Annotated in this window: 14 protein-coding genes; 11 read left to right on the top strand and 3 right to left on the bottom strand. The window is 38.7% G+C overall.

Annotated elements, in window-relative coordinates:
• Positions 1-32 precede the first annotated feature (32 nt).
• The 9 genes from CEQ83_RS19395 (at position 33) to CEQ83_RS19350 (ending at position 8,213) form a co-directional block, all read left to right on the top strand.
• Positions 33-233 carry a hypothetical protein gene (locus tag CEQ83_RS19395; RefSeq protein WP_099331239.1) on the top strand — a complete coding sequence of 67 codons (201 nt, stop codon included), beginning with the start codon at positions 33-35 and terminating at the stop codon, positions 231-233.
• Positions 234-467: 234 nt separating this feature from the next.
• On the top strand, positions 468-965 hold the full coding sequence (locus tag CEQ83_RS19390; RefSeq protein WP_098999610.1) for a PTS sugar transporter subunit IIA: 498 nt from the start codon (positions 468-470) through the stop codon (positions 963-965).
• Between the two features lie 37 nt (positions 966-1,002).
• Positions 1,003-1,830, top strand: coding sequence for a PRD domain-containing protein (locus CEQ83_RS19385; RefSeq protein WP_155017474.1), 828 nt, complete (start codon positions 1,003-1,005; stop codon positions 1,828-1,830).
• A 178-nt stretch (positions 1,831-2,008) separates the two neighbouring features.
• Positions 2,009-3,388: a sucrose-specific PTS transporter subunit IIBC gene (locus CEQ83_RS19380; RefSeq protein WP_014458566.1), complete on the top strand. Its 1,380-nt coding sequence runs from the start codon at positions 2,009-2,011 to the stop codon at positions 3,386-3,388.
• A 505-nt stretch (positions 3,389-3,893) separates the two neighbouring features.
• On the top strand, positions 3,894-4,712 hold the full coding sequence (gene yidC / locus CEQ83_RS19370; RefSeq protein ID WP_014458568.1) for a membrane protein insertase YidC: 819 nt from the start codon (positions 3,894-3,896) through the stop codon (positions 4,710-4,712).
• Between the two features lie 101 nt (positions 4,713-4,813).
• The gene (locus CEQ83_RS19365) at positions 4,814-6,019 is read left to right on the top strand and encodes a TolB family protein (RefSeq protein WP_034328202.1); all 1,206 of its coding nucleotides are present in this window, start codon (positions 4,814-4,816) and stop codon (positions 6,017-6,019) included.
• A 35-nt stretch (positions 6,020-6,054) separates the two neighbouring features.
• Positions 6,055-6,564 (top strand): GNAT family N-acetyltransferase, encoded by a 510-nt coding sequence (locus CEQ83_RS19360; RefSeq protein ID WP_033579864.1) that lies wholly within the window; start codon positions 6,055-6,057, stop codon positions 6,562-6,564.
• A 118-nt stretch (positions 6,565-6,682) separates the two neighbouring features.
• Entirely contained in the window at positions 6,683-7,525 is an 843-nt protein-coding gene (locus tag CEQ83_RS19355) for an ATP-binding cassette domain-containing protein (protein ID WP_028415101.1), read from the top strand.
• A gap of 1 nt (position 7,526) precedes the next feature.
• Complete coding sequence (locus CEQ83_RS19350) at positions 7,527-8,213, top strand: hypothetical protein (protein ID WP_028415100.1); 687 nt, start codon at positions 7,527-7,529, stop codon at positions 8,211-8,213.
• A gap of 27 nt (positions 8,214-8,240) precedes the next feature.
• Here the strand turns inward: CEQ83_RS19350 and CEQ83_RS19345 are convergent, their stop codons facing one another.
• From CEQ83_RS19345 to CEQ83_RS19335, 3 genes are all read right to left on the bottom strand, one after another.
• A complete protein-coding gene (locus tag CEQ83_RS19345) occupies positions 8,241-9,059 on the bottom strand; it encodes a glycerophosphodiester phosphodiesterase family protein (RefSeq protein ID WP_154989791.1) in 819 nt (272 codons plus the stop codon).
• A gap of 128 nt (positions 9,060-9,187) precedes the next feature.
• Positions 9,188-9,811 (bottom strand): class F sortase, encoded by a 624-nt coding sequence (locus CEQ83_RS19340; protein WP_028415098.1) that lies wholly within the window; start codon positions 9,809-9,811, stop codon positions 9,188-9,190.
• Positions 9,808-10,617 (bottom strand): DUF4397 domain-containing protein, encoded by an 810-nt coding sequence (locus CEQ83_RS19335; protein WP_033579867.1) that lies wholly within the window; start codon positions 10,615-10,617, stop codon positions 9,808-9,810. The genes CEQ83_RS19340 and CEQ83_RS19335 overlap by 4 nt, the downstream gene beginning before the upstream one ends.
• Positions 10,618-10,877: 260 nt before the next feature.
• On the opposite strand from CEQ83_RS19335, the gene CEQ83_RS19330 reads away from it, so the two are divergent.
• Together CEQ83_RS19330 and CEQ83_RS19325 are read left to right on the top strand one after the other, a co-directional pair.
• Positions 10,878-11,768 (top strand): YitT family protein, encoded by an 891-nt coding sequence (locus CEQ83_RS19330; RefSeq protein ID WP_013058693.1) that lies wholly within the window; start codon positions 10,878-10,880, stop codon positions 11,766-11,768.
• A gap of 214 nt (positions 11,769-11,982) precedes the next feature.
• Entirely contained in the window at positions 11,983-12,738 is a 756-nt protein-coding gene (locus CEQ83_RS19325; protein WP_049166054.1) for an alpha/beta family hydrolase, read from the top strand.
• The last annotated feature ends 78 nt before the right edge of the window (positions 12,739-12,816 follow it).

The raw sequence follows: 12,816 nt of genomic DNA, 5'->3' as shown, positions 1-12,816 counted from the left end.
GTAGGTTTCATGTTTGTAAGTCTTTCTAGCAGTTGATTGGAGGGCAAGCCGAAGACTCCTGCGGGAAAAGCGGAATAGGTGAGACCCCACAGGAGCGTATGCGACGAGGAGGCTCAGCATCCGCCCGCGGAAAGCGAAGTCGTGCACGGAAATCAACTGCGGTGTCAAAAGCGGTTCGGCTCATGTATACGAGTTATTCGTCTTTAGATTGGATTCATTTGTTTATGTCTTAACCTCTTTTTTAGGTTTAAAATTTAATATCCACCCTTCAAAAGATGTATAAAGGGTTACATGAAGTGCGGCATAGAGAACGCACTTCTTATGAAAACACGCATACATTTTTATTTACAAGACAAAAAAAGCATGGTTAAATAATGACCATGTTAATGTACCATCAGGATAGGAGAAGTTTTTCTGCAGAATCATTGGGGTATGCTACAAGTACAATCTAAAAAAGGGTGATTGAGATGTTTAAAAAATTATTTGGTAATAAGACAAAATCAAAAGAAACAACCGTTCTAGCTCCGCTTTCAGGTAATATCCTGCCAATCAGCGAAGTGCCAGATCCAGTGTTCGCACAGAAGATGATGGGAGACGGTTTTGCAATCGAACCTTCAGAAGGACAAGTTGTTTCACCCGTTGCTGGGGAAGTCGTTCAGCTTTTTCATACAAAACATGCGGTAGGCTTAAAAACAGAAGCCGGTACAGAAGTATTAATACATATCGGCCTTGAAACAGTGGCAATGGAAGGCGAAGGATTCGAAGCTCACGTAACACAAGGTGACAAAGTAAGTGTAGGAACACCTCTTATTACATTTGATTTAGCGCTTATTCAAGAAAAAGCGAAAAGCATTATCACACCAATTGTTGTTACAAATAGTGATGCAAGTGAAAGTTTCGAAATTTTGGCTCAAGGGACGGTTCAAAAAGGCGAAACTGCTTGTGCAAAAGTAACGATGAAGTAATAAGCAAGGCCTTTTCCTTTAAGAAAGGAGAGCGCATTTGAAGATTTTAAAAGTGTTAAATAACAACGCCGTTGTCTTTAAGGAAGGCGGAGTTGAAAAGATTGCGATGGGTCCCGGCATCGCTTTTCAAAAAGGTAAAAATGATCTTATTAATGCTGCAAAAGTGGAGAAAGTCTTTGTCATGAAAGAAGAACAGGAAAAGTTTCAAGAACTATTAAAAAATCTTCCTGAAGAGCATATTCAAGTGGCGGAAGAAATCATTTCGTATGCTGAGCAGCAGCTTTCTGCTACGCTAAGTCATCATGTGCATATTGCTTTGAGCGATCATTTATCCTTTGCTGTCGAAAGGATAGCCCGCGGAATTTCCATCCAAAATAAATTGCTTAATGAAATTAAATCACTCTATCAGCCTGAGTATGCAATAGGAGTGTGGGCTCTTCAGCATATCAAAAAGAGGTTAGACATCACGATGCCGATTGATGAAGCGGGATATATTGCGCTTCATATTCATACGGCGAAACTGAATTCACCAGGAATGCAGCAGCTCATGATGAATACAACGATTATTAATGAAATGGTTACGATTATAAAAAAAGAGCTGAATATGGAGATTGATGAAAACAGCATGTCCTATCAGCGTCTGCTGACTCACTTGCGCTTTGCGTTAAATCGTTTAGCGCAAAATGAACCTTTTCATGAGATGGATGAAGAGATGCTCGACGTATTAAAAGTCAAATATAAAAAATCGTATCAATGTGCTGAAACGATAAAGCAATTTGTCAAAGATGAGTACGACATTAATTTTCCAGAAGCGGAGTTAGGCTACATCACGCTTCACATTTGCCGAATAGAGCAAAGAATGTAGAAAAAAGCATTGACGAATATTGCTGCTTTGAGTACAATGAAAGCGTATTAATTGAATAATCGGGATTGTGACTGGTAAAGCAGGCAAGACCTAGAATGCGCATGAAGGACAACTATGTCTTTTATAAGTGTATTTTAGGTCTTGCTTTTTTTATGACATACAAAAAGGAGGAAGTAAGATGGATGTAAAAGAAATTGCTAAAAAACTTGTTCCGCTTTTAGGAGGAAAAGAAAATATTGCTAGTGCGCAGCACTGTGCTACGCGTTTGCGCCTCGTTATTCGAGATGAAAGCAAAATCGATCAAAAAGGTTTGGATGAAATAGAAGATGTAAAAGGGGCTTTTTCAAATTCAGGACAGTTTCAAATCATTTTTGGAACCGGTCTCGTTAATAAAATTTACGCTGCTTTTGTTAAAGAATTAGGCGCTGAAGAGGCTGCTGCTCCAGTGGATCATCAAGAAGAAATGAAAAAGAAAATGAACCCATTTGCTCGCTTTGCCCGCATGCTTTCAAATATTTTTGTTCCGATTATTCCAGCCATTGTAGCCAGTGGTTTACTAATGGGGCTGCTCGGAATGATGAAAGCGTTCCACTGGGTCTCAGAAGATAGCGCGTTGTTTGTGTTGTTGGATATGTTCTCAGGCGCAGCATTTATCATTTTACCGATTTTAATTGGGTTTTCAGCTGCAAAAGAATTTGGTTCGAACCCTTATCTTGGAGCGGTTATCGGAGGGATCTTAACGCATCCGATGTTATTAAATCCGTGGACACTAGCAGATGCTAAGCCAGAATATATGGATTTGTTTGGCTTAAGTATTCCACTGATTGGCTATCAAGGTACGGTCGTTCCGATTTTATTGGCTATCTACGTCATGAGCAAAATTGAAAAGGGACTCCGGAAAATTGTGCCGAATTCGGTTGATTTACTTGTTACGCCTTTTTTAACTGTTATTATTACAGGCTTTGTGTCACTTGTGTTTATTGGTCCTTTCGGCCGCTATATTGGAGATTTAATTTCCATTAGCCTTCAGTCTCTATACGATGTAGCCGGAGTGTTTGCAGGAATTTTGTTTGGTGGCTTATATTCAACCATTGTATTAACAGGCCTGCAGCATAGTTTTCATGCTATTGAAGCAGGGCTGCTTGCTAACCCGAAGATTGGTGTTAACTTCTTACTTCCTATTTGGGCCTGCGCGAATGTAGCGCAAGGAGGAGCAGGGCTGGCTGTTTACTTTAAGACGAAAAATGCCAAAACGAAAAAAATTGCGATTCCGGCGGCTATTTCTTCTTTCTTAGGAATTACAGAACCGATTATCTTTGGCGTCAATTTACGGCTTCGCAAGCCATTTATTGCTGCGGCTATAGGCGGGGCAGCCGGGGGAGGCTACGTTGTACTTATGCACGTAGTAGCCAATGCATACGGACTCACAGGTATTCCAATGATGGCAATCGCCGCACCGCTTGGTATGAGCAATTTAATTCACTATATCATCGGTATGATTATTTCTGTGGGTGTAGCATTCGGCGTTACGTGGTTCATGAAACTAAAAGAAGACTGAGAACCAGCGCTAAGCATACGAGAATAGAGAATGGTATTAGATTTGCTCATCATATTTTATGGTGAGCAAATTTTGTGTCTTAAATATGAAACTTTTTAAAAAGTAATACGTAGAACAGCCAAAGAGATAAGTTGATGTTGTGTAACAGGAACGTAAATGCTACACTACATATATTGGATTGTACTATTATAGTCAGAAAGAGAGCTGGCACATGGAATTTTATCACGATCTTTTTCTATATGCGCCGTATTTATCTGCTTTCGTTTTATACATCCTCTGTTATTATATGCTTCGTGAAGCTAGGTTTACGGCTTTTCATGCGGAACCTGTCACCGACCATGTGAATGCAGGGATTGATCCTTCAGTATTAACAATATGGAAAAGACGAAATGTATTTATACATGTGTATAGAAAAACACCAGTTAAAGAGAAGAATAATGATGAAGAAGATCCTTTCCTTCTGAAAAACACTTCATACATTTAGTCATTATTAGGAGGAAAGAATATGAAAAGAAATAAAAAATTATTATTGCTTGGTTTAATGGGAGCGCTTCTTTTAGCTCTAGCCGGCTGTAGCAGTACAAAAACACCGGTCACGGCTACAAGCGGCGGATTCTGGGATCACTATTTTGTTTACCCTTTATCTATGGCATTAACGAAAATTGCTGAGTGGGCAGGCGGAAGCTATGGTCTGTCTATTATTATTGCGACGGTTATCATTCGTTTAGTTCTATTGCCGCTTATTTTAAAACAGCAAAAGAGCACGATGGCTATGCAAGCACTTCGTCCAGAGATGGAAAAGATTCAAAAGAAATATGCTGGTAAAAAAGATCCTGAAACACAGCAAAAGCAGCAAAAAGAAATGATGCAGCTTTACCAAACGCATAAAATTAATCCGGTTGGCGGATGTTTGCCAATCTTTATTCAAATGCCTATTATTATCGCATTTTATAATGCCATTGCACGAACGCATGAAATTGCGCAGCATTCATTCTTATGGGTAAGTTTAGGAAAGCCAGATCCTTACTTCATTTTACCGGTAGTTGCAGCGATTACGACATTCTTACAAATTCGTGTAAGTATGACGGATGAAATTCAACCTCCAATGAAAATGATGATGAACATTATGCCAATCTTCATCTTAGTAGCGGGAATTTCACTTCCATCTGCTCTTGCACTATATTGGGTAATTGGTAACTTATTCGGAATTGGACAAGGTTACTACTTGAAAAAACGTATGAGTTTATTAAAAGAAAAAGATGCGGCCAATAATGCAGCACAAGCTAAAACAAAGCCATCACCAAAATCTAAGTCAAAATCATAATATACAAAAAGCGCAGCTATCCGCTGCGCTTTTTTATTTTTTCAAAAATGTGATGAGATGAGGAGATTTGTGTAACGCTATAAAAAAAGACAGGAGTGAACATGGTGAAAAAAATAGCGTTATGTCTGCTTTTTCTTATGTTGTTCCCTATGCAAATAAATGCTGCCAATACAGTGAAGGTCAGTTTTATACGGCAAGGAAACCTATGGGTATATGATAACGGTACCGAAAGGCAGTTATCCTATGCCCGTCATGCCTCTATGCCTCAATGGTCATCACATGGAGATATAGTTGCGTATGCAGAAAATGATTCTTTAATGATTGCACCGTTAAAAGGAAAACCGCTGCTTGTTGAACATGATGTGACTCATTATCAATGGTCACCGGTTGCCGAGGAGCTTGCGTATATTTCGAATGGAATCTTAGTATATTACAACGTTAAAACGCATGAAAAGAAGCGTGTAGCCATAGGAGTTGATCAGTTTTCATGGTTTCCGGAAGGAGATCGATTTTTAATTACGTCAGCTGCTGCGCTGGCGCCCACGGGATGGGGACCGGTAAAGCTATATACAGTGAGCAAATATGCAGGGTTAGATGTGAAAAAAGTAGAGGCTTTTACGACGCTGCCAGCAGAAAATGATTCATTTTTTGCGTATACAACAAGCAGCTTTAAATGGTCTCCTAACGGTCAATGGATTAGTTTTATCGCTATTCCAACGGCTTCGATGTCTGCAGATGCAAATAAGCTGTGCATCATTACAAAAGAAGGAAAAGCTTTTCAAGTGGTGGGAGATATGCTTAATGTACCCAATTGGTTTAAGTGGAGTAATGAAGAGCAAGTACTGGCATTTATTAATGGAGAAGGAAGATTTGCCACCGAAAATAAAAAGTTCACTTTAAAAGAGATGCCCGTTTTTAAAGAACATGTGTTTACGCCAAAAGGCTTCGCAGATTGGGATTTCACTTGGACAGAAAAAGATAACATCATCATTTCACGTGTGCCCGAAGCAGGGTGGTCGAATGATGAAAAAAAGAGGCCGCTGCCTTTTTTATATAGCATGAATGTAAAGACCAATAAGCAAAGTCAGTTCACATTTCCGCAAAAAGGCTTAGGCGATTACGCGCCTGTTTATCATAAAGCAACGAATCAAACGATGTGGATTCGTACAAATCGAAAACAAGCAAATCTTTTAACGCGCGTAAAAGATACGAAAAATGACAAGGTACTCATTTCAGATTTAGACCTGCCGGGAAATTATTATGAGCTTTATCGGTGGAATGAAGTATTTAGCGTGTACAGTCCTTAATAGCTAATTAAAACATAAGAAACTAAGGTGAAAAGATGAATATACGATTGTTGGCAAAAGAAGACGCTGACGTGTACTTTGAACTCCGTCTTCGTGCTTTAAAAGATCATCCCGAAAGTTTTATTTTAAGTTATGAAGAAGAATATGAAAAAGAAATTGCTGATATCAGAAATTATTTTCCAAGCAGCCAATCAGAATTTGTAGTAGGAGCTTTTATGGAAAGCCAGCTTGTAGGGATTGTAGGGTTTCAGCAGCAAAAGCCTTTAAAAGTTCAGCATAAAGGAGATATTTGGGGCATGTACGTAGCCCCTGAAGCAAGGGGGAAAGGTCTTGGGAAGAAGCTGTTAAAAGCCGCTGTTGAACAAGCTTTTTCCAAAACGAATGTTTTGCAAATCTACCTAGCTGTCGCTGCTAAAAATGAAGGGGCAAAAGCCCTATACAAAAGCCTCGGTTTTACTTCTTATGCGTATGAAAAAAGAGCTCTTCAAGTAGATGGTGAATTTATTGATGAAGAGCATATGGTATTGTCTATAAAAAGCCTTTGATCATATCAAAGGCTTTTTTGTACGGAAAAATTTAGCTGAAACGTATAGAGATGGAAGCACATTCCCCATAAATATGCTATGATTTAACATATAGGATTATGGAGAGGCGAGGCAGCGGATGGAAAAACTGATTGAATTAAAAAATGTTGCAAAAGTATACAAAAAACATACCGTATTAGAAAACATTCATACGACCCTTTATAAAGGAGAGACTGTTGCGATTGTTGGAAAAAACGGGGCGGGAAAAAGTACGTTTTTAAAGCTAATTGGCGGATTATCTAAACCGACTAAAGGAACAATTCACCTTGATAAAGAAACCGGTACGCCTGGATTTGTGGTAGAGCAATTTCCTCAGGAGCTGCGTTTTACCCTAGTAGGTTATTTGCAGCACATGGGACGAATTCAAGGATTGTCTAAGAAAAAGCGCAGCTCTAGAATTGAAGAGCTGCTCGAAACTTTCGAAATGGTAGAGTTTAGACATGAAGAAATCGTTTCTTTTTCAAAAGGAATGAAGCAAAAAGTCAACATGATGCAAGCACTGCTGAGTTCTTCTAAGCTGCTATTGCTTGATGAACCTCTATCAGGATTAGATGCGCGTGCTCAGCTAGAAGTAGAACGAATTTTTACAAAGCTAAAAGAACGAGGGATGACCATTGTATTTACGTGTCATGAAGAAAGGCTCATACATGCTGTAGCAGATCGTGTTATCACCATTGGGTCACAGCGCATTTTAAAAAATGAGCGCGTTCAACTCATTGAGCATTTAACGGTTATTGAGGCAAATGTGATTCTTAATAAGCCACTTCGTTTATTAAAAGAAAAGTGCACGAAAATTGAACAGCACGGAAACTACTGGATTTTTTATATAGATAAAAAATATGTAAACGAGTTTCTTGCAGAATTACTTGCTGTTCAAGGTGAAGTTGTAAAGCTATATCATATGGAAAGGGAAGAAATTTAAGATGGGTGCATTGATTCGCTATCATTTTATTACATATATTAAATCGTATCGATATATTCCGCCGCTTGCACTTTATATTATTTCGCTGTGTATGAACTATACATATAGACCGAACCCGGTGCTTGATAGCTTTTTTAATACGGCGCTTTTCCTCTTTTTTCTAACCACTTGGTTTACAATGTCGCTGTTTCACGCGGAAGATTCCAGTCAAGAAGTTATTACAAAACTTCACGTAGGGAAAAAGAATAAGTACTTTACGAGCAAACTTATTAGCTGTGTTCTGCTGTTTACATTTTTATCAGCGGTTTCAATTGCCTATCCCGTGCTGCTTGATATGTTTGAAGTGGATATATCCACTAAGCAAATGGTGTTTGGGTTTATTATTCACTGGACGTTTAGTTTGCTTGGTATGAGCATAGGTCTTGTTTTTACAAGAGATGTTGTAAGAGAAGGCAGCTTATCGTGGTTTGGACCTCTATTTATTTTAATCATTACGCTTGCAGCGGCAGGTGTTTCATTTCCGTATCAAGGAGGCGGACTGCTGCTGTATGTATTGCCACCCGTATCTGCAATCATTCAATTTATTAACGAAGGATTAAACAAATTTTTGGTGTTTGGCTGGGCTTTGCTTTATGCCATAGCATTAATTAGCCTGTACTTGTGGAGAGCTAATAGAAGAGATGTATAAAGAATAAACACTTGCCGCGGCAAGTGTTTATTTATTATGAAGCACGTTATAAAGACGATCCGGGTAATTAGTAAACATGCCGGTTACGCCCCACTCAATAAGCATTCTCATTTGCTTTTCATCATTTACTGTATAAGGATGAACGTCTAAATCATATGAGCGAGCTTTTTGTACATATGACTTTGTCAGCGTGTTTGCATTAGGACCGATGCCGTTTGCGTACTTTTTGATTTGTCTGAACTGCTGATCTGTTAACATATTGGTTTGCTTAGAACGAATCAGTTGAATTAGTTTCATAGTAGGTCGGTATCGATGGATGGTTTTTAAGCTTTCAGGACTAAATGATTGTACAATGACGTGATCGGTATGAATGTTGTACTTAGCCATCAACGTCAACAACTCCTTTTCCATACCTGGATATTCATGAGGAGATTTTGTTTCAATATAATAGTTTGTTCGATTGCCAAACGTACGGAATATTTCTTCTAAAGTTGGAATGACGGCTTTTTTAGGGCCTTTTCCTGCGTTCAAACGCTGAAGCTGCTTCACTGTATACTGTTTTACATATCCTGTTCCATTTGTCGTGCGGTCAACTTTGTAGTCATGAATGGCTACAAGCTGCTGATCTTTAGACATGTGAAGATCAAGTTCAATGTAATCCGCTTTTTGCTGGACGGCCGTGAGATAAGATTGCATCGTATGCTCTGGCTCATATCCTGATGCGCCTCGATGAGCAATAATGGCTACTTTTTCTGCTTGAGTAGAAGCTGCCTGCGTATGTATAAACATAAAAATACCGCATAAACAAAAAGTGAGTGAGCTTACAAACCACCATTTTCGTCTCATATCAAAACTCCTTTTTATTGAGGGGTCGTGCATTAGTTTACCAGCGAGATGTTGTGTTCATATTAAGGCTGTGTAAATATTTAAATAAAACGAACCAGTGTGTAATTAAAAGTAATAAAGGCCGATGTTTAGTGAGAAACATCGGCTGTTTTTTCCGGGCGGAGGCTTGTATAAATAACGAGTCTGCGCTCATGAGTTTTCTGTTTATGATCAAATGTTCCCGTACAGGTGATTAAATTAAGCTGGTGTTGAAAAGTTGGACCGAAAATCTCTCTGATAGGAGCAGACTCTCGGGGGTAAGAAGCTTTATTGGTAACAACAAAGGCCAGCTGCTGACCTTGCTGATCGGTTACAAAAATTTCATCTCCTTTTGTGAGCTTGTCGAGATGATAGAAGATAGCGGGTCCTTTTTGGTCATCAACATGTCCTGCAATGACCGCATTTCCTTCCTCTCCGGGTCTTGCTCCAAGCTTAAACCATGCTACATCATGACCATTATCAGGAACGCTCATTTCACCTTGATTAGTAAGGCCCATTCCTTTTATAAAAGCCTTGATATGAAGCTTCGGAATAATAAGCTGAGATGGAAGAGGTGTAGAAGCGGTCCCTGAAGATTTCAAGGATTGAGCCGATTTTGTTTCAGCCATCTTCACAACAAAATCCGTCGAGCTATTTGCAAATGCTGATTGGGCAAACCAGCTGCTCATGAATAGTATAAAAGAAAAGGTGAAAACCCCTCCTATCCATTTCATTCGCTTTCGTATCCTCTGTGACGACGAACAACAAATATAGCGACCGCTCCAATTCCCAATAAAGTAAGAACAGGCACAATTGAATTATAATTATCCTCTGAAGCACCGCCCATACCGGTTTTTGGCATTTCGGAAGGCATAGCGGTATTATCTTTTAATAACAGCGTTTCAAGGCTGTCGGCTTTGTTAATAGCGAGCACCGTGTAGACCGTGTTGGCTTCTAAATTAAGATTTGGAATTTCCAGTATTTTTTTATTGTCTTGACTAGTTGCGATGGTTAAATCATAAGTTCCGGCATCTACTTCAGAATAATTTGTCATTTGTTTAAAAGCAGTGTCTTTAAACAAAGTAGGGCCGTGATTAATACCTACATTAACAGCGGGAGCATCTGGAGAAAAGTGAGCAATTCGGATTTTACTCTTTCCTTTAGCTACGTTCATATCATCTTGAGCTACTTTTAATTCTAAGTGTGCAACTTGGTTAATAGCAGCAAGGGTATAGGCTTTGTTTGCTTCGACGGTTACATTAGTTGAAATGACAGGTTTTTCTTTTCCTTTTGTACCTATAGCATATACCTCTACTTTATGAGACCCCGCAGGTACCTTAAGGTAATCTGTCACATCTTTAAACGATGCGCCGACTACGATGCTTTGATTGTCCACATATATATCTACTTCAGGTGCATCAGGTGATGCATGCACAACTCGTATCATTGCCTCCTGCACAGCTGCAGAAGTGAAATTATCTGAAAAAGCTAGCAATAAAACTGCGAGTAAAGAAGCAGCAATAATCTTTACACGGTTCATAACGTTTTACTCTCCTTTTAATCTAAGTTTGTCCTGTTAATCCCGTATGAAAAGTGGTCGGGGTGCATTCACTTTTGAACGTACTCGGGCATTTATTCACTTGTTATCATCTACAATTTTATCCAATATATGCATAATTTATTTCGTTAGATGAAATTTTTGTAAAAGAGCAGATAAATAGTTTGAATTTTGTGATAATATTAAAATAGAGCGTTTAGTTAGTAATTGATGTCTCTATCACAAAAAGGAGGGGAAGTTATGTGCTGCAAACGAATCATGAAATAAAAAAGGTTGTTCATCGTTCGCTATCAGCTAAAATGATTGTAAAGCGTATGCTATTTATTTTAGTGGGGGCTCTTTTAATGGCCGTCGGGCTAGAATTTTTTCTTGTCCCTAATGAGGTTATTGACGGTGGAATTGTAGGTATATCTATTATTTTATCCCACTTAACGGATGTTCAAATCGGCTTTTATATCTTCGTATTAAATCTTCCATTCTTTTTTATTGGATACAAGCAAATTGGAAAAACATTTGCGCTATCTACGCTATTAGGTGTTATCATTCTATCCATTGCTACCTCTATTTTTCACGACTTGCCGGTCTTAACAGGCGACCCTCTTTTAGCAACTGTGTTTGGCGGAATTGTTCTCGGTGTGGGAGTAGGAATTGTTATTCGATACGGAGGTTCTTTAGACGGCACCGAGATATTAGCTATTTTATTTAATAAGCGTACGCCGTTCTCCGTAGGTGAGACGATTATGTTTTTTAATTTATTTATTTTGGGAAGTGCCGGTTTTGTATTTGGCTGGGACCGCGCTATGTATTCTTTAATGGCTTACTTCATTGCTTTTAAAACGATTGACATTGTGATTCAAGGTTTAGATGAGTCCAAGTCAGCTTGGATTATTAGCGAACAATATGAACAAATTGGTGAAGCAATCCTTGCTCGTTTAGGGAGAGGCGTCACGTATTTAAACGGGGAAGGTGCGTATACGGGAGATGATAAAAAAGTGATTTTTTGTGTTATTACCAGGCTTGAAGAAGCAAAGTTAAAAGCGATTATCGATGAGATAGATCCATCTGCTTTTTTTGCTGTAGCAGCTATTGCTGAAGTCAGGGGAGGAAGGTTTAAGAAACGAGATATTCATTAATGAAGGTTGTCTGCTAATGAGACTGCCCCTTATTATAGCTTACAGCCGAATTTTTAGCTTTCTCTGCTTGATTGTTTGTAATGGTTTACGTTACTTTTGCTGCTTCATGCATATTGAGCCCCTCTTTTTTCTTGTATGTCTTTGAAACAAACATGTAAAATGTCTAAAAGATATAAAAAGAGTACATAGTAAAAAAACAGAAAGAGGGAGTGACATGAAAAAAACGTTAAAAATACTAGGAGTCAGTCTTGCCGTTCTTGTTGCAGTAACCGCGGCTTTTTTTGTTATATGGTCGGGTTTTGATTATGAACCTTCAAAACAGCTTCACTCACTGGTAGATGAGAAAAAAGTAGTGAAAAAAGACGATTATTACGTATTTAAGCCTCAAACGAACAAAGAGATAAAGGCCGGCTATATTATTTATCAAGGTGCTAAAGTAGAGCCGTTAGCATATGGCTATTATGCTCAGCAAATTGCAAATGAAGGATATCTTGTTGCTGTTGTAGATTCTCCGTTTAATATGAGCTTCTTTAGTCAAAATAAAGCGACGGATATTGTGAAGAGCTACCCGAAGATTGCCGCATGGTTTATCGGAGGGCATTCCCTTGGAGGAGTGAGTGCAGCGTCTTATGCGTATGATCATCAAAACTCAATAAAAGGCTTAGTTCTTTTAGCATCGTATCCGATGAATAAAAATGATTTTTCAACCTCCACTTACCCTATTTTGTCTTTAACCGGTGAGAAAGATGGTTTGTCGACGCCTGAAAAAATTAAAGAAACCAAGCATTTACTTTCAAAAAATACGGAGCTGGTCCAAGTAAAAGGAGCTAATCACGCACAGTTTGGAATGTACGGGAAACAAAAAGGCGACAACAAAGCCAGTATTTCTCCTAAAGAGCAGCAGGATGAGCTAGTAAAAAGAACGGTAAAGTGGTTCAACAGTCAAATGAAAAAGTCCGTCAGTAACTAACTGACGGACTTTTTTTCTTTTTTTGGAAATAACACTTGAAAAAATAACCAGTTAGTTATATAGTTAGTTACATGAGTA

The organism is Priestia megaterium (assembly GCF_009497655.1).
In the GTDB taxonomy this organism is placed as follows: domain Bacteria; phylum Bacillota; class Bacilli; order Bacillales; family Bacillaceae_H; genus Priestia; species Priestia zanthoxyli.
This window is presented reverse-complemented; position numbering and strand designations above follow the sequence as displayed.

Excerpts from the sequence above, each read along its gene's own strand:
- CEQ83_RS19390 (WP_098999610.1), top strand. The coding sequence starts at position 468 with ATGTTTAAAAAATTATTTGGTAATAAGACAAAATCAAAAGAAACAACC.
- CEQ83_RS19380 (WP_014458566.1), top strand. The coding sequence starts at position 2,009 with ATGGATGTAAAAGAAATTGCTAAAAAACTTGTTCCGCTTTTAGGAGGA.
- yidC (WP_014458568.1), top strand. The coding sequence starts at position 3,894 with ATGAAAAGAAATAAAAAATTATTATTGCTTGGTTTAATGGGAGCGCTT.
- CEQ83_RS19365 (WP_034328202.1), top strand. The coding sequence starts at position 4,814 with ATGGTGAAAAAAATAGCGTTATGTCTGCTTTTTCTTATGTTGTTCCCT.
- CEQ83_RS19360 (WP_033579864.1), top strand. The coding sequence starts at position 6,055 with ATGAATATACGATTGTTGGCAAAAGAAGACGCTGACGTGTACTTTGAA.
- CEQ83_RS19355 (WP_028415101.1), top strand. The coding sequence starts at position 6,683 with ATGGAAAAACTGATTGAATTAAAAAATGTTGCAAAAGTATACAAAAAA.
- CEQ83_RS19350 (WP_028415100.1), top strand. The coding sequence starts at position 7,527 with ATGGGTGCATTGATTCGCTATCATTTTATTACATATATTAAATCGTAT.
- CEQ83_RS19345 (WP_154989791.1), bottom strand. The coding sequence starts at position 9,059 with ATGAGACGAAAATGGTGGTTTGTAAGCTCACTCACTTTTTGTTTATGC.
- CEQ83_RS19340 (WP_028415098.1), bottom strand. The coding sequence starts at position 9,811 with ATGAAATGGATAGGAGGGGTTTTCACCTTTTCTTTTATACTATTCATG.
- CEQ83_RS19335 (WP_033579867.1), bottom strand. The coding sequence starts at position 10,617 with ATGAACCGTGTAAAGATTATTGCTGCTTCTTTACTCGCAGTTTTATTG.
- CEQ83_RS19325 (WP_049166054.1), top strand. The coding sequence starts at position 11,983 with ATGAAAAAAACGTTAAAAATACTAGGAGTCAGTCTTGCCGTTCTTGTT.